Source organism: Ktedonobacterales bacterium (genome assembly GCA_036557285.1).
Taxonomy (GTDB): Bacteria; Chloroflexota; Ktedonobacteria; order Ktedonobacterales; family DATBGS01; genus DATBHW01.
Map to the genome: position 1 here is coordinate 33499 of DATBHW010000003.1, position 24383 is coordinate 57881.

Sequence of the window (24383 nt, forward strand, 5' to 3'; positions counted from 1 at the left end):
ATGAAGAGGAGCGTTTTACCTGTAGCGCCGCCTTCCAGGCGGCTTTTCACTGGCCGCCTGGAAGGCGGCGCTACAAGTCGGAGCCGCCAGCGAAGAAGCGGAAGGCTGCCAAAAGATCAGGTGTGCCCCTGGCGGTGCGCCTTGACAAAGGACGCGTACCACCGCCCGCTCTCCTTCAGGATGCGGCGCTGGGTCGCATAATCAACGTAGACCACGCCAAAGCGTTTACTATAGCCGTGTCCCCACTCAAAGTTATCCAGCAGCGACCAGACCATGTAGCCGCGCAGCGGCACGCCCTGCGCGACGGCCTCGGCCATCGCCTGAATATGCCCGCGCACAAAGTCTAGCCGCTGGGGATCGCTGACATGCCCATCGCCATCCCAGTGATCCTCAAAGGCCGCGCCGTTCTCCGTCACCAGCAGCGCGGGCGGCGCGTAGTCGTTCTTGAGCCGCACCAGCAGATCGGCCAGCCCCTGGGGGTAGACCTCCCAGCCCTGGCCCATCTCTGTATAGGTGGCTCCTGGGATCACGCCAACATCCTCAAAAGCGGAAGGATTCCAGAGGCCAGGCGCACTCCCCGGCGACAGCGCGCGTACCACCCGGCGCGAATAGTAATTCACGCCCAGAAACTCTGTTGGCGCTGAGATCAGCGCCAGATCGCCGTCTTCTACCGGCGGCGCGGCTACCTTAAGATCGACAAAGAGCGTGTCGGGATAGCGGCCACAGAAGATCGGTTCGAGAAACCAGCGATTGAGAAAATCGTCCGCTCGCTGTACTGCCTGGGCTGTCTCCGGGCGATCATTCGCCGGATAGACCGGATAGAGGTTGAGGGTGATGCCCAACTGCGCCGTCGGGCGCGTCAGGGCGCGCAGGCGGGGCAGCGCCAACCCATGCGAAAGCAGAAGATGATGCCCGGCCACGACGGCAGCGGATATATCGCGCATGCCCGGCGCGTGAACGCCCACGCCATAGCCTAGAAACGCCGCCACCCAGGGTTCGTTCTGCGTAATCCACCAGTCCACGCGATCACCCAGCCGCCTTGCCACAACTTCCGCGTAATCAGCAAAGGCATAGGCCGTCTGGCGATTGAGCCAGCCTCCGCGTTTGTGCAGGGTCAGGGGTAAATCCCAATGATAGAGCGTCGCGGCGGGCGTAATGCCTTTTGCCAGCAGGGCATCAACCAGGCGGTCATAGAAATCCAGGCCGCGCTGATTCACCTTGCCCGACCCTTTAGGCAGGATACGCGGCCAGGCGATGGAAAAGCGGTACGCGCCCAGGCCCATCTCGGCCATCAGGTTCACGTCATCTTGCATGCGGTGATAGTGATCGGCGGCAATATCGCCAGTCTGGCCCTGATAGACCGCGCCAGGCGTCGCCGCGAATTGGTCCCAGATGGAAAGGCCGCGCCCGTCCTCGCGGGTAGCCCCTTCGATCTGATAGGATGAGGTTGCCGCGCCCCAGAGGAACGTGGGGGGGAAGGCGTCTGCAAGCGATACATCCGGCGATATATCGCTCACGGCGGCGCTGTGCGCCTGGTCAGTGTTGCCCATTGGTTCTCCTTCAACAGCAAGGGTCAGGTTGCGCTTGTATTGGAAACGGCGGCGTTTTCCCCGTAGAGGAAACAGTGGGTCCAGTGGCCCGCCCCCAGGTCGGTGCGCGGGGGGAACTGCTCGCGGCAGACAGGCATGGCAAATGGGCAGCGCGGATGGAAGCGGCAGCCGCTCGGCGGGGTAATCAGGCTGGGCGGCTCACCACGATCCGCCAGCAGCGGAGAATCTTCTTGCTGGGCGCCTGCCGCTATGCGATCAGGGTCTGGCGCGGCCAGCAGCAAGAGCTGGGTATAGGGGTGCTTCGGCGTTTGCGTGACGGTCTCGCTGGGACCGCCCTCGACCATTTGCCCGGCGTACATGACCAGCGTTTCATCAGCAAAGTAGCGCGCGCTGGCGATGTCGTGCGTGATATAGAGCAGCGCCAGGCGATCTTCTTCTTTGAGCCGCAGCAGCAGGTTCAACACATCCAGCCGAATCGAAACATCCAGCATCGAGACTGGCTCATCGGCCAGCAGCACTTCCGGCTTTGCCGCCAGCGCCCGCGCAATGGCGACGCGCTGGCGCTGGCCGCCGCTGAGTTGGTGTGGGAACTTCGCCATAAACTGTTCGGCGGGCGTCAGGTTCACGCGCTCCAGCAGCGCCTTGATCTGCTGTTCCTCCTCCGCTGCTGAATGGGCGTGTCCATGCAGACGCAGTGGACGGCGCAGGTGATACCTGACGGTATGCACCGGATTGAGCGAAGAGAACGGGTCTTGAAAGATCAACTGTACGTGACGGCGATAGTTGCGCAGCCCCCAGGCTCGCTTGCCGCCGATGGGCTGGCCCCGAAAGTGAATCGCGCCCGCGCTCTGCCCATAGAGCCGCGCCAGCAGGCGCGCCACTGTGGTCTTGCCGCTGCCGCTTTCGCCTACCAGCGCGGTGCAGCGCCCGGGGCGCAGCGCCAGCGAGACATCTTCCACCGCCTTGACGCCGCGCGGCGGGCCAAAAAGGCGCAGTTGTCGCAAAGGAAAGACCTTGCGCAAATGGATGGCTTCCAGCACCGGCTCGTCCAGAACTGCCTGGATGGCGCTCTGCGCTCTATTGCCGTTCAGGCCGATTCTCTGCTCAGCAGCTTCTCTCGAAGGCTCGAAGGTGTTCATCGTTCCTCCCTCTTGCGCAGCGCCAGTTCCGAATCAACCTGCTCCTCAACAGGCGCGGGGCGCAGTTCCTGGGGAATCCCTGCCGGATTCAGGCTGCTGTCGTAGAGGTGGCAGGCCACCTGCTGTTCCGGCGCTTCTGAGGAGGGTGTCAGCAGCGTCGGAACAACAGACTGGCAGGCCCCGAAGGCAAAAGAGCAGCGCGGATGAAACGCGCAGCCGGAAGGCACAGCCCGCAGATCAGGGGGAGATCCGGGGATGCCGAGCATGCTTCGTCGCGGACCATGCAGCGTGGGGAAAGAATGGAGCAGGCCATAGGTATAGGGATGGCGCGGCTGGCGATAGAGTTGCTCGCGTGTGGCGGTCTCTACGATGCGGCCCGCGTACATAATCGCTATCTGATCGGCGATCTCCAGCAAGAGCGAGAGGTCGTGGGTAATGAAGATCACCGAGAAGCCAAAATCGCGGCGCAGCCCCATAATCTCCGCGAGAATCTCGCGCTGCACCACCACATCCAGCGCCGTCGTCGGCTCGTCCATAATGATGATGTCCGGGTTGAGCGCCAGCGCGATAGCGATAATCGCCCGCTGGCGCATGCCGCCGCTCAGTTCGTGCGGATAGCTGTGCAGGCGGTCTGGCGCAATGCCCACCAGGCGCAGCAGTTCGACGGCGCGGTCTTTTTGGGCTTTGCGCGACATGGCGGGATAGTGCGCCCGCAGCACGTCGGTGATCTGCGCGCCAACGTCCAGCACCGGGTTGAGGGCGTTCATCGCGCTCTGAAAGACGATGGCGAGCTTGCGCCAGCGGAAGTTGCGCAGTTCTGCCGGTGTCAGGTCCAGCAGGTCCACCGGCATGATGCTGTCGTCCTCATTTTTATCGTCCAGCCCTGGGCGCGGATAATACAACATCTGGCCCTGGGTGATGATGGCGGGCGGGCGCAGCAGGCGCGCAATCGCATAGGCCAGAGTGGATTTGCCGCTGCCGCTCTCACCGGCCAGGCCAAAAATCTGCCCACGTCCCAGGCTGAAGCTGACATCATCCACAGCATGGACAGCGCCCGACGCGCTCGCATAATCAACGCTGACGTGCTTGATGTCCAGTACGGTAGTGGTTCCCATCGCCGCTCCTCCTCTAGCTGCGCGAGGCATCGCGCAAGCGCGGGTTGGTAATCTCATCAATGCCGAAGTTGACAAAGGCCAGGCCCGCGCCCAGCAGGGCAATGCACAACCCTGCTGGCACAAACCACCACCAGGCCTCCAGAAGCAGCGCATTGCCGTTGGTCGCCCAGTAGAGGATATTGCCCCAACTCGTGACCGTGACATCGCTCAGGCCCAGAAACTCCAGCCCAATCTCTGCCAGGATGGCATACAGCACGGTGAAGATCAGGCTGGCGCAGACAATGGCGATCTCGTTGGGCAGAATCTCGGCAAAGACGATGCGCAGGGTGCTTTCGCCGCTGGCGCGGGCTGCCGCAACAAAATCGCGCTGGCGCATCGAAAGCGTCTGCGCGCGCAGCACCCGCGCGCCAAAGGCCCAGCCAGTCACCACCAGCACAATCGCCACGGGTATTGGGCCGCGCACCGTGACATAGCCGGCCATCACAATCGCCAGCGGCAGGGCCGGAATCACCAGAAAGACGTTCATGAGCAGCGAAAGGACTTCATCAATCAGGCCGCCAAAGTAGCCCGCGATCAGGCCGATCACAACCGAGAGGACCGTGGCGACCAGGCCAACGGTAAAGCCGACGATCAGCGTCACGCGCGTGCCATACACCAGTTGGGCAAACACATCCTGGCCCGTCTGCGTGGTACCCATCCAGTGCGCTGCTGAAGGCGGAAGCAGCGCATCGCGGCTAAAGGCTTGTGGGTCTTGCCAGGCGATCAGCGGCGCAAAGATCGCTACCAGGACAAAGAACCCGATAATGACCAGGCCCAGACGAATCTTCCAGGGGCGCAGCGCCGCATTCCTGACCAGTCTGCCCAGGACGGAGATATTCCTGGGCTTCACGGCGCCCGGCTCACCAGCGGCGCCAACATCCAGCGTCTGGTCTGCGGCGATGAAGGGTCGCTCACCCTTCTGTTTCACGGCCATCGTCGCTCATCCTTCCTGCCGCACACGCGGGTCAAGCACGACATAAAAGATGTCGGCCAGGAAATTGGCAATCAACACTATCAGGGCAATCAACAGGAAAATAGCCTGCATCAGCGGGTAGTCTTCCGCCTGCACCGCACTCAGCAGAATAAAGCCGATGCCAGGATACGAGAAAATAATTTCTGTCAGCAAGGCTCCGCCGATGACAAAGCCCAGCGAGATAGCAAAGCCGGTGATATTGGGCAAAATCGCGTTGCGCGCGGCGTAGGTGACAAGCACTCGCCGTTCTGGAAGGCCCTTGGCCTGCGCCATCAACACATAATCTTCGGCCAGTGTGGTAAGCATCGCGTTGCGCATACCCAACATCCAGCCAGCCACCGAACTGATGACAATGGTAAATGCGGGCAAAACCGCGTGATAGGATGCGTCCAGAATGAAATTGAGATTAAAGGCTGGTTCTAGTTCGATGGAATAGCCGAAGCCGAGCGGGAACCATTTGAGATCAAGCCCCAGAATATACAAGAGCAGCAGCGCCAGCCAGAAATAGGGAATTGCCTGAAAAAAAGTGAGCAGCGGAGAGAAGACGGTATCGAACCAGGAGCCGCGTCTCCAGGCGGCTAGCGCGCCCAGGGCAGTACCTAACAAAAAACTGATAATAGCGGAAGTACCTACCAGCACCAGCGTCCAGATCAGCCCTGTTCCGATCACCTCTGAAACGGGCGTGGGGTAGTAATTGATCGAAATGCCAAAGTTCCCGTGAACCAGATCATCCAGATAGTTCACGTATTGGGTGAAGAGGCTTTGCTGGCTGCCCAGCCCGAACTGAAGGCGGAGCGCATCAATGGCGTGCGGGTCCAGACGGCCCTGAAGCCTGGCGATCAGCAAGAGAACCGGGTCGCCGGGCATCAGCCGGGGGAGCAGGAAGTTCAGCGTCACGGCAGCCCAGAGGGCCGCAAGGTAAAAGCCAATTCGGCGCAGAAGGTATTGCATCTGCGGCTCCTTTAGGAAGGGGAGCCGGTAGCTGGCCGGTCTGGGAAGGGAACGAGAAACAGGCCAGCCAGCTACCAACGCCCGGTGAGCGAAGATGGGTCGTCAGGCTTTATGAATGTTCATCGCCACCACCGCAGCATCCGGGAACTGCCAGGGAGCAGGGCTTGCATACTGGTTGTGCTCATCGGGCCAGCCAACAAAGCGAGCCGTCGAGTACTCGTACCAGGTCGCGCCCTCCATCAGCGGAATGGCAGGCATTTGCTCGACCATGATCTTTTGCAGACCAGCAATTGCCTGCTGCTGTACCTGCGCGTCGGGCGAACCAGCGTACTGGGACAGCAACTGGTCGGTGGCGGTATCGCTCCAACGCTCATAGTTGGAGTTTGCCGCCTGCCCCACCGGGGCTGTGTTGCTGCTCGCCAGCAGTGATTGGTACAGATAATACGGCGTGGGGCCGGGGTTTGTCCAGGAGATCGCCGAATCGAACGTGCCGTTGGAAAGCGCCGCGATGTAATCATTGAACGAGATTGCATTGACGGTCACTTTCATGCCAGCCGCGTTCAGGTTCTGCGCCATGATCTGGACGGCTGTTACCCAGTCGCTCCAGCCAGTCACCACGTTCATTTTGAATTGCAGCTTATGGCCGCTGGCATCGGCGTAGACCCCATCGCTGCCCTTCGTGAAGCCAGCAGCCTCCAGGGTCGAAGCCGCCTTGGCGGCGTCGGCTGCCCCGAACTTCGTGTTCGCATACTGCGGGTCGAGGTAACTCTGGTTGGCAGGGAGCACCAACGCAGTCGGGCTTGCCACCGGCTCGTAGCCCAGCTCTGCCTGGGTGGAGAGCGCCTCACGATCAATGGCCGCGCTGATCGCCTGGCGCACAGCCAGATTGTTGAACGGGGCCTTCGCCAGGTTCAGATAGAGCATGACGACGTTGGCCGGAGGGAACCAGTAGTGGTTGTGAACCGGGTCGCGGTTGACATAGGTCTTCTGCAAATCAGAGCTGAAGACGCCGGACCAGTCCAACGAACCCGTCGAGAGGAGTACGTCAGCGGCGGCGTTAGCGTCGTAAGCCGGATAGCGGAGCGCGTCAACGTAGGGCTTGCCAGCCTGCCAGTAGTGCGCGTTCTTCTTCAGCGTATAGACCTGGGCGTTGAACGATCCCAGGGTGAATGGTCCTGTGCCCATCGGGTTGGGGTTGGTTTCAGTGGTCGGGTCTTTGATATTCTGCCAGATATGCTGAGGCACAATATAGGTTTGCCCGGCCAGATACCACAAGATCGGCACCGAAGGCACTTTGAAGTTGACCACGACGGTATGCGCGTCCGGGGCGCTGATGTCGCTGATGGCTTTCCACAGGCCGCCGCCATCCAGCGCGGGGTATTGATGGAGCAGATTCAGCGTGAACAGGACATCGGCGCTGGTGAAGTCGGTAGTATCTGTCCATTTTACATCGCTGCGCAGATTGAAGGTGATGCTGGTGGCGTCGTTGTTCCACTGATAGGTTGACGCCAGCCAGGGGCTGGCCTTGCCACTCAGCCGGTTCACGGAGAGCAGAGTCTCATAGATCATGCCCAGCGTGCCAACGCGGTCACTGTTGGGAAGGAACGGGTTGAAGTTCCGCGTAAAGGGGCCATAAGGCGAGGGCGCTATGGTTACGGTCCCGCCATACTGGCTGCCGTTGTTGCCGCTGGGCGTGCCGCAGCCAGTCAGAACTACGCTCAGAATGATGAGCGCGCCAATGATCGCCATCGCGTGGCGATGCCAAGACCTCATGATGGAGTCCTCCTCACAAAGGATAAGATGAATCATGCGCTGATTCACAGAGGCGCCTACGTCGCCAGGTTGCTACTGCTGCTGTCAGTTTCCTGTTGTATCCCCCCTTCTGAGCAGTACAGGTTGCCCAACGCTCCTGATGATGGATGAGATAACGAGATTGACGCGTGAGAACGATGTGTATGAATCGTAGCGCGGGCGCCGCTGTCTCCCTGAACGGCGCGGGCATCCAGCGATTTTACAATTTGGGCAGCGGCGTCAGTTGCTGCGCGCCGCAGGACTCACGAACCAGCAGATTGGTGTCCAGAAGAATGCGAATAGGCTCGGTATAGGCGGATGAGAGGAGAGAAGATTTAAGAAAGGGAGTGGCGCTTGTATAGAGCGGTAGATGCCGTGGTGATTCCAGCAGCCCCAGGAGTAGTTCGGCGGCGCGCTGGCCCATCTCGTGGAAAGGCTGCCGCACGGTAGTAAGTGGGGGCCGCTTATGGGCCGAGGTTCCCATATTGTCAAAACCGACCAGGGCGACATCCTCCGGTATCCGCAAGCCCACTTCCTCCGCAACTTCCATGACGCCCCAGGCCATATGGTCATTGGCGGCAAAAATAGCAGTGGGCGGTTCAGCCCACGAGAAGAGTTGATGGGCGCAGGTGCGCCCGCTGGCAATCTCGAAATCGCCCTGAACGACGAGCGAGGGATCTGGGGTCAGGCCAGCTTCCATCAACGCCTGGCAGTAGCCTTGATAGCGTTCCTGCGAGCATTGGTAGCTGGCCGGTCCTTTGATATGCGCGATGCGCCGGTGGCCCAGGCCAATCAGATGACGCACAGCCTGATACGCGCCGGTGCGATTATCGGCGCCTACCCAGGGGGCGCTGGTCGGCAGGCCCTGGTCGTCAATCATCACCACCGGAAAGCCCTGCTCGTGCAATTGGGTGAGATGCGCCGCTGATTGGCCGGGTGTGATCGCCACCAGACCTGCGGTGAGCCGCGCGTCCACGATGCGATCAACCGCCGCGCTGCGATCTCCTACCGTCTTGCTGCCCGTGTTGCTCGCGTACAGGTGGCTGGCATACGAGAGGCTATAGAGAATGAGTTCGTAGGAACTCCTCTCGACAAACTCGGCGACACCCTGCACGATTTCAGGAATGAAGGGCCAGATCAGGGAGGGAACCAGCACCCCGATAATACGAGGCCGCCCGCCAGCCAGCCCGGCGGCGGTGATGCTGGGGACAAAGCCCTGCTCATCCATGATACGCAAGATGCGTTCACGGGTGGCCGGGTCCACGTCGGGCTTGTGGTTGAGGACGCGCGAGACGGTGGCCTTGGAGACGCCCGCCAGACGGGCAATATCCTGGATCGTTAGCTTTCCGGCCATCTGGTCCCCCTTGCAGGCGATTCCTGCGAGCTACACTGCTATCCTCTCAGGCGCCAGAACGAGGATAGGGGCTGAGAGCGGTCTCGTAATCGTTATCGGTATCGTTCTCGGAACCGGTTACAAACAAGTATACTGATACCAACCTGGTTTGTCAAGAGGTAAGAGGCAGTTTTTTTCAAGAAGAGCACAATAGAGCAGGCATTTGTGGAGAACTGCCCTAATGGCTCTGTGACTTTTTCGTCCACAAGGACATTTCTGGCGTCAAAAACCGCTGTATTCTCTCCACAGTCAAATTACACTTCTTATGTGAGGCCGCACACTCCAGCGTTTCGCTCAGCAGCGCCGGAGTAGATACCGCAGCAGCGCTTGCCCCGCAGGCTGCGGATCGTATGGACGCCGCCCCACTCCCTCGCGGGGCGGCATTCTGGTTAGCCCCTCAAACGAAGAGGGCAGGAATAGTGGGCATCACCACCTCCTGCCCTCGCTTTTTCCGGGCTGCTGCTTTCAGGCGCGCAGCGCGCCCCCCACAGTTTCCGCTACCTGTCGGATGATGCGATTGCGCACAGCGGCAACGGCATCATCGGTCAGGCTTTTTTCCAGGCTCTGATAGGTCAGCTTGTATGCCAGGGATTTTTGCCCCGCCGGAATTGGCTGCCCGCGATACAGATCGAACAGTTCTACATTGGTCAGCAGCGCGCCGCCCGCTGCGCGAATGGCGTCAGCGACCTGCTGGGCAGGTGTCCCCTCGGCAACCACAAAGGCCAGGTCTTCGACCACCGACGGATAGGCGCTGATCGGCTGCATGACTTCCAGGCTCCAACCAGGTTTTATCAGCGGCTCGATCCGTATTTCGGCCAGGCAGATAGGGCTGGCGGGCAGATCAAACGCCTCGCGCACCTGCGCGTCCAGCATGCCCAGCACGCCTTCGCCCTTGCCGCGAATGATGAGTTCGGCGCAGTTCGGGCCGAAGGGCCGTGTATCAGGCCGAGGCGCATAGGCGATCTCGCTGGCCGGAACGCCCAGGCGCTCCAATAAGACTTCGACGATACCCTTGAGGTCGAAGAAATCGGCGTTCTCCGCGCCAGCCGGGTCGGGGTGGAAACCAACCTCGCGGCGCGGCCCCGTCAGCAAGATGCTCAGCCGCCGATCCTCCAATGGGAAGACGCCATCGCCCTGCTCCGGCAAATAGACGCGGCCCACCTCAAAGGTTGCCAGGCGCGCGGTGTAGCGGCTGTTGAACTCCAGGTTCTCCAGCGCGCTCACCAGCAGCGAGCGGCGCATCACCCGCCGCCGTACTGTGAGCGGATTTTCCAGCGTGATGTAGCAGGTAGGTAGGTCCGCCGCGCCCGCGGCAGCGAGCGTGAGCTTGTCGTGCTGTTCCGGCGTTGTCAGCGTATAGTTGATGGTTTCCTGCAAGCCACAGCCCACCAGAATATCTCGAATCTTCTCTTCAGTCTCCAATGTCAGGTTATGCCGCTGCGGCGGCAGCACATCGGCCATCAGCGTTGATTCGATGCGCTCGTAGCCGATCACGCGGGCCACCTCTTCGGTCAGGTCGGCGGGTATCTGAAGGTCCAGCCGATACCAGGGCGGCTGCACACGCAGCAGCGGCTCGCCCGCTTTTATCGAGAGGCCAAAGGCGCTCTTGCCGGATTCCGCTGGCGAGGCTGGCAGCGCGTCCAGCGGCTCCACCACACAATCCAGCTTGCGCAAGGCGATAGCAATCTCCTCCAGACTGACTTGCATGCCTAGCTGGCGCTGTACCTCGCTCTCGGTGATAGAGATCACTGGCCGGGTCTGCGGGACCGGATAGGCATCCACCATCCCCGGCATGATCTGCCCGCCCGCGTAGAGGCGCATCAATTCCGCCGCCCGGCGCGCCGCGATGGGGTTCAGGCTGGCGGGTACGCCGCGCGTGAAACGCTGGCTGGCTTCGCTGTGCAGCTTGAGCTTCTGCGCTGTGCGCCGGTTGTTGATGCCATCGAACGTCGCCGATTCCAACAAAACAGTGCGCGTCCCGGCGTGGACTTCGCTTTCGCCGCCGCCCATCACGCCCGCGATGGCAATCGGCCCGGCGGTATCGGTGATGAGCAGCATCGAGGCATCCAGTTCGCGCTCCACGTCGTCAAGCGTGACCATCTTTTCACCCGGCTGTGCGGCGCGCACAATCACGCGCGGCCTCGTCTGGCCGCTCCTGGCCGCGCGCCGCGCCAGCACATCGTAATCGAAGGCGTGCAGCGGCTGGCCCCACTCCAGCATCACGTAGTTGGTGATGTCCACCACGTTGTTGATGGGTCGCATGCCCGCTTTGCGCAGCCGCTCCTGCATCCACCTGGGCGACTCGCCAATCTGCACGTTTTTGATGACCGCTGCGATGTAGCGGTTGCAGAGATCGGGCGCGGCGATCTCCACCGCGACATACGCGGCGGCATCGTCATCCCCGCCGGGATGCCATTCATCGGGCGGCAGATGGAGCGGCGCGTCGGTCAAGGCGGCCACCTCGCGGGCCACGCCAATCATGCTCAGGCAGCGGGCCATATCCGGCGTCAGACTCACTTCCAGCACCTCATCGCCCAGATAGTCGCGCAGCGCGACGCCCACCGGCGCATCCTCTGGCAGCAGCAGAATGCCCTCATGCTCCTCGCTCAGTCCAAGCTCGCGCTCCGAACACACCATGCCGTTGGAAAGGACGCCGCGAATCTTCGAGGGCTTCAGTTCTTTCTTTGGCCGAGGCTCCTCGTCGCTGTAGGCATCCAGCAGCGTCGCGCCAGCACGGGCGAAGGGCGCTTTCAGCGTCGGCAGTTGGTCCGGCGCGGTGTCCTTATATTGGAACAGGTTCGGCGCGCCTGTCACCACCTGCTCTGGTTCGGGGCCGCCATAAGCGACATCCACCAGCGTCAGCCGGTCAGCATTGGGGTGCTTCTGCACCGCCACAATCTGACCAACCACGATTTTCTCGACGTCCCACCAGTCGCCGGTACGCTCAATCCCCTCCACCTCCATCCCGGCCAGCGTCAGGCGCTCAGCCAGAGCCTGGGTGGACGTGACCAGATCAACATATTCTTTCAGCCACGAGAGCGGAACTAACATCGTCCAAGCCTCCGATCAATCAATGCGTTCCAGGAAACGCACATCATTTGTGTAGAAGTAGCGGATGTGGTCAATGCCATGCTTGAGCAGCGCAACGCGCTCTGGTCCCATGCCGAAGGCGAACCCACTATATTCAGCGGGATCGTAGCCGCCATTTTGCAGCACGACGGGATGGACCATGCCCGCGCCCAGGATTTCCAACCAGCCGGTATACTTGCAAAACGCGCAGCCAGCGCCCTTGCATATCACACAATCCACATCAATCTCGACGCTCGGTTCCGTGAACGGGAAGTAGCTCTTGCGGAAGCGCAGACGGCGGCCCGGCCCATACACCTGATTGGCGTAGTTGACGAAGACCCCCTTCAGATCAGTGAAGGTGATATGCTTGCCAACGGCCAGCCCTTCCACCTGATAGAACATGAAGTCATGGGAAGCCGTCAACTGCTCATAGCGATAGACCTTGCCCGGCAAGATGACTCTGATCGGCTCTGGCGCATATTCGCGCATGACGCGAATCTGGCCGGGGCTGGTATGCGTGCGCAAGATGACCTCCGGCGTGGTTGTGTAGAATGTATCCCACATGTCACGCGCCGGATGGCCGGGCGGGATATTGAGCTGCTGGAAGTTGAGATCGTCAGTCTCCACCTCTGGCGTGTCGTAGACCTGGAAGCCCATCGAGCCAAAGATGGCGTAGATTTCTCGCAGCGTCGTCGTAACAATGTGCAGCTTGCCCACCGTTGGCTTGCGCCCTGGCAGGGTCACATCAACGGCTGCGGCGCTCTGCGCGGCCTCCATCTCGGCCCTGGCAATCGCCGCCTGGCGCTCTTCCAGCGCCGCTTCCAGGGCCAGCTTGATCTCGTTGGCGGCCTTGCCCATCTGGGCGCGCTCTTCGGCGGGCAGGCTGCCCAGGCCGCGCAGCACCGCCGTCAGACGACCTTTGCGACCTAGATACTCTGCGTGCCAGTCTCTGGCTGCCTCGCTTGTCCGCGCCAGCGCCAGACCCTCCAGAGCGTCCTGGCGCAGTTGCTCCAATGTTTGTGTGATGGCGCTCATGCGCTTCTTCCCTTCTCGCTGGCGATTGCGCTTGCGCCTGGCCGCCAGCAGCTTGTTCAGCATAGACAAAAACCCCTCATCCCACTATGGGACGAGGGGTTCAACTCGCGGTACCACCCATATTAGCAGCGCGTCGCTGCTCACTCACTCAGACAACATCCAGAGCGCATGAACAGACGCGCCTCTAGACGGATCTGGCTCTCGGATAATGGCGAGAGTAACCAGCGTGGCCTACTGCCGGATAGAACCGGGTTCAGCTATGCAGCTCCCAGGTGAATGAGCGCCAGAGGTTGTGCGGGTTTCCACCAGCCCCGCTCTCTGCAACGGCCTCCGGGTGGCGCCGATGTTCCTGTTCGTCGCGCTTCCAATATGAACTTTGTTGCCCGTATGATACCACCAATTGCAACCATCTGCAAGCCCCTTGCCGAAGGCTTGAAAGCGTGATAAGCTGGGCGCACCACCGTTGAGATGGCTGTTCAGTATTAGAAACCAGGGAGGACTTCAGTGCAGTCGTGGATTAACGCTCGTGATCGCGGGCTGGCTCTCTTGATCTGGCTGGCGCTGCTGCTGGTCGTCTTCTGGTTGCTCTCGCACGTCGTCACGTCCCTGCTGCTCATCAGCATGGCCGCCGTCCTGGCCTACGCGCTGACCCCAGCCGTCAGGCTGCTGGACCGCTGGCTGCCGCGCTCGCTGGCAGTGGTCATTGTGTACATCCTGGCCCTGAGCGCGCTGAGCGCGCTGGGCTATCTCGTCTTCAGCACAGCCGTGTCGCAGGTCACAGCCTTTGCCGCGAACCTGCCCGATCTGCTCAAGCCCAGCACCCCTGACCATCCTTCAGGCATCGCGCAATTCTTGAGGCCGCTGGGTGTGACCGACGATCAGGTCAACCAGACGCGGCAGCAGGTGATTGACTGGGCCGAATCCAACGCCAAAGAGATCGCTGGCGAAGCTGTACCCATCCTCACCGGATTAGCCTCTGCTATCGTGGACCTGATTCTGGTAATCGTGCTGAGTATCTATCTGGTCATTGATGGGCCACGAGTGATCGCCTGGCTGCGCAGCGCGGCGCCCATCAAGCGGCGCAACCAGATGTTGTTCTTCCTGGATACACTGGGGCGTACCGTCGGCGGCTATATTCGCGGCGAGATCTTTATGGCCGTGTTGATCGGCGTGCTGGTCGGTGGCGGCATGGCCGCCTTTGGCCTGCCCTATGCCCTGCTGCTCGGTGTCCTGGCCGCTATCTTCGAGTTTGTCCCCATTCTTGGCACCTTCGCCTCCGGGGCCACCTGCGTCTTGATCGCGCTGCCCACCAGAGGCTGGGTAATTGCGCTGCTGGTGTTGGGATACTTTATTGTCGTCCACATCATTGAAGGCGACATTATCGGACCGCGCATCATTGGCCGCGCGCTGGGGCTGCATCCGGTCATCGCTATCATCGCGTTGGTAGCAGGCACAGAACTCTTTGGCATCTGGGGCGCGATCTTTGCCGCGCCGCTGGCCGGATTGATCCTGGCTGTGCTGGTGGCGCTCTGGACCCAGTGGCATCGCCAGCATCCAGAAGAGTTTCTGCCGCCACAGGCCGACGAGGCCGAGGAGATGCCAGCGTTCGCCGAGACAGCGGATGAGACTGTTGGATAGCTTGCTGCCCAGAAGCCAGGCATCGGCCAGTGCTGTCAGAGATTGGTAAAGTCCATGCACGTGTTCTCCAAAGCGCTTCTGCCTATTTAGCAAAGAGCCAGGCTTTCCTTCTCAATGAGAGGATGTCTCCATATTCCAATGGACGGAGAAGCGACAAATAATCCGAGTAATTCCAAATCCTTGCACGAGCGAATGGAAGCTTTGCTCAAAGAGCATCGCTATGAAGAAGCACTGGAGGTTTCCCAGGAGGAAGAGAGACGTTTTCCCAACAGTGTAATTACCTGGGGTAACCGAGGAAGTATCCTTTGGTATCTGAAACGCTATCAAGAAGCCCTGGCAGCTTGTGAGCATGCCCTGACCCTGAGCCCGAATCATACCGGAGCGTGGATCAACAAAGGCATGGCCCTGGTTGCTTTGAAGCGGTATGAGGAGGCTCTCGCTGCCTATGAACATGCAATAATGCTTGACCCTCTTGCCGCCTCGGCCTGGGGGAAAAAGGCGGATACCCTCCGCCTCTTGCGTCGTTATGATGAGGCGTTGATGGCGGCAGAGCAGGCTCAGAGCCTGGCTCCCACCTTTGCCATTGCCTGGCTTGATAAAGGCAATGCGCTGGCAGGGCTTAAGCGGGATGAGGAGGCGCTTTCGGCTTACGAGCAGGCTGTGGCTCTTGATCCGAGAGATGCTCGCACCTGGGATGCTAAGGGCTTTGCACTCATCTCCCTGAAACGGTACGAAGAGGCAGTTGCGGCCTTTGATCAGGCAACAGCCCTTGATCTGCAAGATCCGCGCATCTGGAAGTCGAAAGGTTACGCATTAGCAGAACAGAAACGGTACGAAGAGGCGCTCTCCGCGTATGACCAGGCGCTCGCACTTGACCCAAGCGATTCTTCTACCTGGCAGAGCAGAAGCTACGTCTTGCGCAAGTGGCGAGGTTACAAAGCACTTTGGGCAGCCATCCGTCACGTACTGTCCTCACGAAACCGCAAGGAGCGAAGCTGACCTTGGGAGCCAAGTTCAGCCCCCTGGTCAGTTTCGCCTTTGTTTCCTCCCAGACCTGGGCTGGCTCTCTCGTCTATCCTGACAACTCTATCCAATAGCAAGCCAGCGTCTCTTCCGATTCAGGCATGCTACGCTGCCATTCCAATCTGCCGCCATTCTTCTCAATCACAGGCGGGCAAGCCTCCTGGATACTCTGCCAGGAGGCACAGGACGGCTGTCTTTTGCTACAACCGGACCAGCGCCCCTTGCGCGCCGCCCTGGTTGATGATATGATTACGCTCAGAAAAACGAATACTGCAAGCGCGACGAACAGGAACACAGATGCCAGCATGGGGCCGTTCCAGAGAGCGAAGCAGGGTGGAAGCTTCGCGCGGTCTTTGGCATCCATTCACCTGGGAGCTGCATAGCTGAACCCGGTTCTATCCGGCAGTAGGCCACGCTGGTTACTCTCACCATTATCCGAGAGCCAGATCCGTCTAGAGGCGCGTCTGTTCATGCGCTCTGGATGTTGTCTGAGTGAGTGAGCAGCGACGCGCTGCTAATATGGGTGGTACCACGAGTCCACGCCTCGTCCCATAAGAGGCGTGGACTCTTTTGTCTTCTGAAAGCGAGGTACACCCATGAATCAGCAGCGCATCCAGGCCATGACCAGGCAAGACGAGCAGGCGTCCGTCAGCCTGCGCGAGCAGCACGCGCTCTTACTGCGCCTGAAAGACCTGCGCCGCCAGGGCCAGCACGACGAGGCGCGAAAGCTCGCGCGCTATCTCGAACTGCTGGACCAGGCCGATGACTGGTCCATGCGCTACAGCGCCTAAAAGCTGACTGATGTGATATGCTCTCTCTATCCTAAAACGAACTGGAGGACGCTAGAAGCGCCGGTATGAGCAAAGCACAGCTACTCAACGATCTCAAGGACGAAATTGCCCGCTGGGAAGCGCTGCTGGACGACATTGGCGAAGCGCGTATGACCCGGCCAGACGTCGCCGGAGGGTGGTCGGTCAAGGACATCGTGGCGCACCTGACGGGCTGGCGGAGCCGGACAGTGAGGCGCTTTCAGGCGGCCCTGCGGCATGAGTCATCTCCACCGCCACCCTGGCCGCCGCATTTACAGACAGACGACGAGATCAACGCCTGGATTTACGCATCCAACCGGGATCGCCCGGTAGCCGACGTACTCCAGGAGTCGCGCGCCGTCTTTCAGCAGTTGGTAGACATCCTCAGCGCGTTTCCCGAAGCCGAACTGCTGGACCCCAACCGCTTCGATTGGATTGGCGGCGAGCCGCTCACTGGAGCAGCCTTCTTCGCCCATTTTCACGAGGAACATGAGCTGGACATGCGCGCCTGGCTGGACAAGATCAGGCAGGAGGAGAGCCAAAGGGGCTAAAACGCAAACAATTCAGCAACGGGCATCGTGAAGCCAGGGACGACCTCCAGGCCATCAAGCCGATCATGCGCGCTGAGCGTGCGCATCGGCTCATCAGCCTGCCAGACCTCTACCGTCTGGCTTTCCGGCCAGATCACCCACATCAGGCGCACACCAGCGGCCAGCCACCGCTGTGCCTTGTCGGTGGCTTCTTTACGGGTTTGGGAAGGGGAAATGACCTCTACGGCCAGATCGGGCGCCAGGCGAGGGTAGATGCCCAGGCGGCGCGCTTCCCGCACGATGGATACCCGCTCTGTTGCCACAAAGGCCAGATCAGGCGCCCAGGCCGTTTCACCTTCAGCGCCAGGGTTGCTAATATCGTAGCCCTCCTGGCTATAGGTTAAGCGGCCTAGCTCACGGTCATGCACATAGGGAGAGAGGCGCCGAGAAAGATTATCAATAATCCAGCCGTGCGCATGATCCTTCACCATCGGCATACGAATTACTCTCCCATCGGTCAGTTCTGTGTGCCAGCCCGGCTCATCTGGCAAGCGGGCGTATTCTTCGGCGCTGGTAAGAGCGCCTGGCTCAATGGTGATAGTGTAGCGGCCCATGTGCGCCCCCTCTCTGCTGGGTAACGACCTCTCTCTAGACATTCTAGCACAGGCCAGGCCAGCCGGAAAAGCGGCAGGGAAACGTTCCCCTACTTCTATTTGATGCGATACCCACCCTCGACGTGGTTGAAAATCCAGGAGACGACCTCGCCAATCGCCAGATCGTCACAGGCTTCCCAGGTGGCGTCGTCGGTGAACTGGCGGGTGAAGTGCGAGCCGCTGCCGGGGTGGGCAGCCTCGCGGCTGATCTGCTCGCGCAACTGACGCAGCCAGCCCTGCCAGCGTTCCATCTCGGCTGGGCGCAGGTCTACCCAGCCTTCGTGCGCCCAACGCTCCAGCCGGGCGGGCGTCAGTTCCGCTTTAGCGCCCGGCACCGCCACCTGCGTGCCGCAGAGCAGCGTCCCGCCATCAGCGAGCAAAATGGGGATGCGCACCGAAATCATGCGGATGCGCGCTTCTTCTGACGTGCGCACGAACGCTTCCAGCCGCTCGCTCAGTGCCTGGGGCGTGCTGGCGACGACGGCGCTCATGCCACCATAACATTGCTTCAAGAGCCAGCCCTCAAAGAGCAGCTTGGAAAGGCGCGGCGGCCCCAGCATCTCAAAGGCCACGCTGGGCGCGTGGTGCTGTCTGCTCAGGCGGTCCATATGCGCCAGCACCCGGCTGCGCGCCTTGCCCGCGCGATACGTCGGGCCGAGGACAGCCCCATCCAGCGCGGCGACAACATCATGGCCGGTATTGCCGCCGTGAATCTCGTGCAAGACCAACTGCGCCACGTCCTCCGCCGTCACAAACTCCATTTGCTGGTTCGCGGTAATCGCGGCAAACTCTTCGCGCGAAAAGAGGCCATTTTCGCCGGTATCAACGTACACATCCTCCAGCGGCTTTTCGATGGGCTGCCAACCATGATGCATATCGAGATCGAAGGCGCGGCCCATCTCCAGGCGCATACCGCCCTCTGGCGGGCAATCTTGCTGGGGGATCGGGCGATTGCGCCGGATGATCGGGCCGACATCCACGCGGCCCCAGGCGATGGCCGCCGCTGGTTTCACCTCTTTGATAATGGGCGCGTCGGGCGTGCGGCCCATCAGGAACAGCAGCATGGTATGCGCGCCCGCCACCGCCGACTTGGAGAGCAGCATCCGCGAAGGGCGCTCCTCGCCATGCGTGTAGGGGATATTGAAGCCCATGCCGCCTGTACCCGTCGTGCCGACCTTCAGATAGATTTCAGCGCCCTGCTGGTACGTCGAGCGCCGGGGATTGCGGCGAATGGCGGCAAAAAGAATCTGCACATGGCGCACCAGCCCGGGAATATAGAGCGTCGTCAGATGCTTTTCGGCAGCGTCGCGCGCCAGCTTCTGCCAATCGTCGCGGCTGCCCTGTGGGGCATCCCGTCCGGCGGCAAGCGTGGCGCGCAGTTCCGCCGCGCTCTCGTAGACGTTCAGATAGGCGAAGGCTGTCGCGGTATTGATGCAATCAATCAGAATGTGCGGCTGATGCCGCAAGATCATCCGATAGAGCATCGAGTGAGAGAGGATGGCTGCATCTTCGTCCAGAGAAAGCTCGCCAAACATATCGTCGAGATAAGTCTGGCGAAGCGCGGGGTCGGCGCGGATTTGATCGGGGCTGAAATCTTTCAACGATTCGCGGACAAAGATATTGCCCCACTCGGCCTCAATGGCCGTATCAGGAAACTCCTGGCGCAGCGCGCGCAGAGTCTGTTCTTCACGCTCATTGTGCAGCGAGGACACGATCAGTCGGGCTGGCCGCTCTGCCAGCGCCAGGCGAGAGATGGCGCTGCCCGCCAATCCAAACCCGCCAAAGATGAGTACCGTTTTGCCCTGGATAACCGCCATTGCTTATCCTCCCTTGTGTCGGCCTGACAGAAGGGTAGCATAGCCAGGCGTTCCATGTCAACGAGGCGCTAATGGCGGGTTCTACCAAAAAGCGGGGGCCACCTGTAGCGCCGCCTCCCTTCTGGAAGGGCCGCTTGCCTCGGCTGGGCCTCGGCAGTCTCGCTCCCGTTGGTCGCTCGCGCGTCCCTTCCAGGCGGCCAACGCTGCGCCAGGGCGAGCGTGCGCCCTCCAGGCCAGCGGACCAGCAGGCCACCGTTGGCCGCCGAGACGGCGGCGCTACCAGCGGCAACCCCCGATCATTGGTGGAACCCTAATGGCGCTGGCGGTAGAAACGGCCAGCAGGCGTTTACAGCGCCCTGTACCCGGCCCGCCAGATGTTGACGGCTATCCGCCACGTCGCTATAATCGAAATACTGATGCTTCCCTTCTCTCAGGGTAGCCCTTGCGCAACGCAGCAGCAGGCGTCAGCGCCATCGCTGGCGCATCCACAGGAGGCAGCAATGACAACCGCCGGACAGGCAGCCAATGGACATGACCGAAGCACGCTGCAATGGAGCTATGTGAGTGGAGCCAGCCAGACTCCGCTGCTTGGCCTGACCATTGGCGACGCATTCGATCAGACCGTCAGCCGTTTTTCAGACCGCGAGGCCCTGGTTTCGCGCCACCAGCATCTGCGCTACACCTACGCCGACCTGCGCCGCGAGGTGGACCAGTGTGCGCGTGGACTGATGGCGCTCGGCATCCAGAAGGGGCAGCGCGTGGGCATCTGGGCGCCCAACGTCGCCGAATGGTGTATCACCCAATTTGCCACTGCTAAGATTGGCGCAATTCTCGTCAATATCAATCCTGCCTACCGGCTGAATGAATTGGAATACGCGCTCAATCAATCAACCTGCACCGCACTGGTGCTTTCGCCCAATTTTCGCGCGACCAGCTACCTGGAGATGATGCAGACGCTCTGCCCGGAGTTGGAACGCAGTGAGCCAGGACATCTGGATGCCCGGCGTATCCCCCACCTGCGGCATGTTATCCGGTTGGGCGACGAGCGCACTCCAGGCATGTGGACCTGGGCCGATGTGATGAGTCGCGCCAGCGAGATCACTCCTGCGCAGTTGGCCGAGCGGCAGGCCGAGCAAGAGTTCGATGACCCCATCAACATCCAATACACCTCTGGCACTACTGGCAACCCTAAAGGCGCGACACTGAGTCATCACAATATCCTGAATAATGGGTACTTCGTGGCTGCGCTGCAAGGTTTTACCGAACAGGACCGATTGTGCATTTGTGTTCCGCTCTACCACTGCTTCGGCATGGTCATGGGCAACCTGGGCTGCGTGTCCCTGGGCGCTACGATGGTCTATCCCGCCGAGGCATTCGAGCCAGGCGCGGTGCTGGAGGCCATCCAGGCCGAACGCTGCACCTCGCTTTATGGCGTGCCGACCATGTTTATCGCCGAACTGGCGCACCCCGATTTCGCCACATATGATCTGAGTTCGCTGCGCACTGGCGTCATGGCCGGGTCGCCCTGTCCGGTGCAGGTGATGCGCCAGGTCATTGATCTCATGCACATGAAAGATGTCGAAATCTGTTATGGCATGACCGAAACCAGCCCCGTCTCCTTCCAGACACATCTGGACGACGCGCTGGAAAAGCGCGTCAGCACCGTCGGCCAGATTCACCCGCACGTCGAGGTTAAAATCGTTGATCCCAATACCGGCCAGATCGTGCCACGCGGCGAGAAGGGAGAACTCTGCACACGCGGCTATTCGATTATGCTGGGCTATTGGGATAACGAAGAGGCCACGCGCAAGGCCATAGATGCCGCGCGCTGGATGCACACGGGCGACCTTGCGACAATGGACGCGGATGGCTATGTGAACATCGTCGGGCGCATCAAAGATATGGTCATTCGCGGCGGCGAAAACGTCTATCCACGCGAGATCGAAGAGTTCCTCTATACGCACCCCAAGATCGCCGACGTGCAGGTCATTGGCGTCCCCGACGCCAAATATGGCGAAGAGGTGATGGCCTGGGTCAAGCTGAAGGAGGGCCAGACCGCCACCAGCGAAGAACTGGTTGCCTTCTGCAAAGGCCAGATCGCCAGCTTCAAGATTCCGCGCTACTGGAAGTTCGTGGACGCCTTCCCCATGACCGTCACCGGCAAGATTCAGAAGTTCATCATGCGCAACCAGTCCATCGAGGAACTCGGCCTGCGCGAAGCAGCCAACATCCAGACCGCCTGATACTCGCTCGGACCGTCAACCCGTTGCAGCGTCGCCCTGGCAACTCAAAGAGGAGCTTGCCGGGGCGGCGCTCTGTTCACTGCTTCTATCGGCTATGGCTTCAACACGCCGACTCCTCAACATCCTCCGGCTGTAGCGGGCGCGGCTGGAGCGTATAGATACTGGCGGCCACAGCGACAGCACTAACCGCAACAGCCACCCAGAACCCCCACGTCACGCTGTAGGCTGGCGGGAGGATGAGCGACCCTTCTTCCTCCTGAACCCCAAAGAATCCTTCAAGAGCCTGTATCTGAAGATAAAAGCTCAGTTCCACCAACAGCGCCAGGACCGAAAGCGCCAGCGTGATGCCCGCCGCCAGTCGCTGCGCGACGCGGCGCTGACCTGCGAGCCAGGCCGTCACCAGCAAAGCGAGCGCGCTCAGCGGGATCAACCAGAGCTGCGGGAACAGGTCCAGCGAGCCAGGAGGCGGGCCGATGCCACTTAGTCTGACGGCGGCGCTCCAGCCAATATGAGCAGCGGTGTGAAACATCCGATTGATAATCTTCGAGCGATCGGGCGCGGCATACCAGGGCAGCGAGAAGCAGACCAGCGCCGCCAGGCCCGCTCCTAATGCAATCTGGCCGGGCAGCCCCAGCTTGGCCCAGAAGCGGGCAAGCCCATGTGTTTTGCTCGCCACAGCAGGCGCGCCGCCTGGCGACAGAGGCGTCTGCGTCTCCGGCGGGTGAGCGGCAGAGCCGCCTGATTGGGAGCCGACCCGTTGAGGCAGATTATCAGGCATTGATGTACGTCCCTCCATGCTGACTAAATAAGGCCACATCCCATTGAATGCGAGTGGTAGTCACTTGCAGCGCCGCCTTCCAGACGGCTCCTCCATCTCAGCATACCGCCAAAGTCAAGCCGGCATGAAAGCAAGGTTCTAGCAAACATGAGGTGGTGGCAAGCGAGGCATGGTACTGGTAGCGCCGCCTTCCAGGCGGCCACCGCTGCGCCCTGGCGAGCGTTCGCCCCCAGGCCACCGGACCAGCAGGCCAGCGTTGAGCCGCCAGGATGGCGGCGCTACAAGTGGCAACCCCCGATAGGTGGTGGGACTTGAAAGCAAGGGCGTTTCTCTTGCGCCGCGAAGACCACCCCTTGTAAAGCGCAAGCGTATCTCCTCTCAGGAAGGGCAAACCCCCAGAAAGAAACGCTTCAGAAGCGGTACCAACGTAAGGAGACATGACCAGCATGGCAAAACAACAGACGGCAGTCAAAGGCCGGGTGCAGGTCGGCGACCAGGCTCCCGACTTCACCCTCGCAACACAATCAGGCGATCAAGTGAACCTGAAAGACTTCCTGGGAAAAAGCAACGTTGTCCTGTACTTCTATCCGGCGGATAACACCTCCATCTGCACCGCCGAAGCCTGCGCCTTCCGCGACAGCTACGAAGTCTTCAAGGATGCTGGCGCGGAAGTTATCGGCATCAGTTCTAACTCGGAGGCATCGCACCAGCAGTTTGCCGCGAAGCACCGGCTCCCCTTTATCCTGCTGAGCGATCCCCACGGCGTCATTCGCAAGCACTACGGCGTGCCTGCCAGGTTTGGGCTGATCCCAGGGCGCGTCACCTACATCATTGATAAGCAAGGTGTGGTGCGCCATCTGTTCACCGATCAGTTTCACGCGAAGACCCATGTGGCCGAAGCACTCAAGACCCTGGAAACCTTGCGCGGCGAGCAGGAGGCATAGCGCCCCAGCGCCATATGCTGATCGCTATCCAAATGGCACACCTTCTGCAAAGAGAAACGCTGTAGTGGTGGGTAGCCCTCACTATCCGTTCGCCTCTCAGCAAGGGGCAGGCGATAAGCAGCACACAGGAGGATGAGCCATGAGCGATGTTCCTATCCAGGTCATTGTGGCAGCCTTCCAACAGGAAGACGAAGCAGAAGAAGCCTTAAAGCGTCTCAAAGAGGCGAAGAAAGAACAGGTCATTGGCATCGAAAATGCCGCTGTCCTCCACCGCGATGAGGAGGGCAAGCTGCACATCAAAGAGGCAAAAGATATGCGCGGCGGCAAAGGCGCGGCTATCGGAGGCGTTGTCGGGGCCGTCGCCGGGCTGCTGGCGGGGCCGCTGGTTCTGGCAGCCGGGGCGGGCGCGCTCATCGGGGGGCTGGCCGCCAGGCTGCACGACTCCGGCTTTTCCGATGAGCGGCTCAAACAGCTCGGCCAGGCGCTGACCCCCGGCAGTTCAGCCCTGGTGGCGGTGATCGAACATACCTGGGTCAAAGACGTTGAGGAGATGCTGGCAGACTATGGGGCCAACGTAGTGACCGAATCAATCAAAGCAGACATTGCCGAGCAGCTAGAAGCTGGTCACGGTGTCGCCTACACCGCTGTTGGGGCCGACGAAGCCAGCATTGCCGGGCGCACAACATTTGATGATAAGCAGGAGGCCACTGACAAGGAAGCCAGGCCGATCCCCCCGGAGCAAGTGGATACGTCAGAGCAGGGCGAAGTGCACCCAGGCCAGATATAGTTCTGCCTGCGCGGCGTCCTGAACAGCAGAAGTGCTCACGAGAGACACCGACTCTCTCGTGAGCCTTCTCTGCTTCCATTTCCGTCACCTTCTTACAGATGAGGTA

Annotated in this window: 21 protein-coding genes; 8 read left to right on the forward strand and 13 right to left on the reverse strand. The window is 60.7% G+C overall.

Features of this window, described 5'->3' with window-relative positions:
• Nucleotides 1-116: 116 nt before the first annotated feature.
• The 9 genes from VH599_00570 to VH599_00610 all read right to left on the reverse strand — a co-directional run bounded on the left by VH599_00570 (nt 117) and on the right by VH599_00610 (nt 13118).
• Nucleotides 117-1550, reverse strand: coding sequence for a GH1 family beta-glucosidase (locus tag VH599_00570; GenBank protein ID HEY7346778.1), 1434 nt, complete (start codon nt 1548-1550; stop codon nt 117-119).
• A gap of 23 nt (nt 1551-1573) precedes the next feature.
• Nucleotides 1574-2689 (reverse strand): ABC transporter ATP-binding protein, encoded by a 1116-nt coding sequence (locus tag VH599_00575; GenBank protein ID HEY7346779.1) that lies wholly within the window; start codon nt 2687-2689, stop codon nt 1574-1576.
• Nucleotides 2686-3804, reverse strand: a complete 1119-nt coding sequence (locus VH599_00580; protein HEY7346780.1) for an ABC transporter ATP-binding protein — start codon at nt 3802-3804, stop codon at nt 2686-2688. Before VH599_00580 ends, VH599_00575 begins: the two co-directional genes overlap by 4 nt.
• Before the next feature lie 13 nt (nt 3805-3817).
• Nucleotides 3818-4777 (reverse strand): ABC transporter permease, encoded by a 960-nt coding sequence (locus VH599_00585; protein ID HEY7346781.1) that lies wholly within the window; start codon nt 4775-4777, stop codon nt 3818-3820.
• 6 nt (nt 4778-4783) lie between these two features.
• Nucleotides 4784-5767, reverse strand: coding sequence for an ABC transporter permease (locus VH599_00590; GenBank protein HEY7346782.1), 984 nt, complete (start codon nt 5765-5767; stop codon nt 4784-4786).
• 102 nt (nt 5768-5869) lie between these two features.
• The gene (locus VH599_00595) at nt 5870-7540 is read right to left on the reverse strand and encodes an ABC transporter substrate-binding protein (GenBank protein HEY7346783.1); all 1671 of its coding nucleotides are present in this window, start codon (nt 7538-7540) and stop codon (nt 5870-5872) included.
• A gap of 238 nt (nt 7541-7778) precedes the next feature.
• Complete coding sequence (locus VH599_00600) at nt 7779-8912, reverse strand: LacI family DNA-binding transcriptional regulator (GenBank protein HEY7346784.1); 1134 nt, start codon at nt 8910-8912, stop codon at nt 7779-7781.
• Between the two features lie 504 nt (nt 8913-9416).
• Complete coding sequence (gene pheT, locus VH599_00605; protein HEY7346785.1) at nt 9417-12002, reverse strand: phenylalanine--tRNA ligase subunit beta; 2586 nt, start codon at nt 12000-12002, stop codon at nt 9417-9419.
• 15 nt (nt 12003-12017) lie between these two features.
• On the reverse strand, nt 12018-13118 hold the full coding sequence (locus tag VH599_00610) for a phenylalanine--tRNA ligase subunit alpha (GenBank protein HEY7346786.1): 1101 nt from the start codon (nt 13116-13118) through the stop codon (nt 12018-12020).
• Nucleotides 13119-13559: 441 nt separating this feature from the next.
• On the opposite strand from VH599_00610, the gene VH599_00615 reads away from it, so the two are divergent.
• From VH599_00615 to VH599_00630, 4 genes are all read left to right on the forward strand, one after another.
• Nucleotides 13560-14693 carry an AI-2E family transporter gene (locus VH599_00615; GenBank protein HEY7346787.1) on the forward strand — a complete coding sequence of 378 codons (1134 nt, stop codon included), beginning with the start codon at nt 13560-13562 and terminating at the stop codon, nt 14691-14693.
• Nucleotides 14694-14831: 138 nt separating this feature from the next.
• Entirely contained in the window at nt 14832-15692 is an 861-nt protein-coding gene (locus tag VH599_00620; protein HEY7346788.1) for a tetratricopeptide repeat protein, read from the forward strand.
• A gap of 620 nt (nt 15693-16312) precedes the next feature.
• The gene (locus tag VH599_00625) at nt 16313-16507 is read left to right on the forward strand and encodes a hypothetical protein (protein HEY7346789.1); all 195 of its coding nucleotides are present in this window, start codon (nt 16313-16315) and stop codon (nt 16505-16507) included.
• Between the two features lie 65 nt (nt 16508-16572).
• The gene (locus tag VH599_00630) at nt 16573-17076 is read left to right on the forward strand and encodes a ClbS/DfsB family four-helix bundle protein (GenBank protein ID HEY7346790.1); all 504 of its coding nucleotides are present in this window, start codon (nt 16573-16575) and stop codon (nt 17074-17076) included.
• On the opposite strand, the gene VH599_00635 is transcribed toward VH599_00630, so the two are convergent.
• Nucleotides 17073-17669 carry a Uma2 family endonuclease gene (locus VH599_00635; protein HEY7346791.1) on the reverse strand — a complete coding sequence of 199 codons (597 nt, stop codon included), beginning with the start codon at nt 17667-17669 and terminating at the stop codon, nt 17073-17075. The genes VH599_00630 and VH599_00635 overlap by 4 nt on opposite strands.
• A 95-nt stretch (nt 17670-17764) precedes the next feature.
• The gene (locus VH599_00640) at nt 17765-19525 is read right to left on the reverse strand and encodes a hypothetical protein (protein ID HEY7346792.1); all 1761 of its coding nucleotides are present in this window, start codon (nt 19523-19525) and stop codon (nt 17765-17767) included.
• Nucleotides 19526-19596: 71 nt separating this feature from the next.
• Between VH599_00640 and VH599_00645 the strand changes: the two genes are divergently transcribed.
• Both VH599_00645 and VH599_00650 read left to right on the forward strand, forming a co-directional pair.
• Nucleotides 19597-19839: a hypothetical protein gene (locus VH599_00645; GenBank protein HEY7346793.1), complete on the forward strand. Its 243-nt coding sequence runs from the start codon at nt 19597-19599 to the stop codon at nt 19837-19839.
• A 186-nt stretch (nt 19840-20025) separates the two neighbouring features.
• A complete protein-coding gene (locus VH599_00650; GenBank protein ID HEY7346794.1) occupies nt 20026-21768 on the forward strand; it encodes an AMP-binding protein in 1743 nt (580 codons plus the stop codon).
• Between the two features lie 100 nt (nt 21769-21868).
• Here VH599_00650 and VH599_00655 read toward each other — a convergent pair whose 3' ends face one another.
• A complete protein-coding gene (locus VH599_00655) occupies nt 21869-22546 on the reverse strand; it encodes a hypothetical protein (protein HEY7346795.1) in 678 nt (225 codons plus the stop codon).
• A 138-nt stretch (nt 22547-22684) separates the two neighbouring features.
• On the reverse strand, nt 22685-22867 hold the full coding sequence (locus tag VH599_00660; protein HEY7346796.1) for a hypothetical protein: 183 nt from the start codon (nt 22865-22867) through the stop codon (nt 22685-22687).
• Between the two features lie 125 nt (nt 22868-22992).
• Here VH599_00660 and VH599_00665 point away from each other — a divergent pair, with 125 nt between their 5' ends.
• The gene (locus VH599_00665) at nt 22993-23490 is read left to right on the forward strand and encodes a peroxiredoxin (GenBank protein ID HEY7346797.1); all 498 of its coding nucleotides are present in this window, start codon (nt 22993-22995) and stop codon (nt 23488-23490) included.
• A gap of 139 nt (nt 23491-23629) precedes the next feature.
• The gene (locus VH599_00670; protein ID HEY7346798.1) at nt 23630-24277 is read left to right on the forward strand and encodes a DUF1269 domain-containing protein; all 648 of its coding nucleotides are present in this window, start codon (nt 23630-23632) and stop codon (nt 24275-24277) included.
• Nucleotides 24278-24383: the final 106 nt, after the last annotated feature.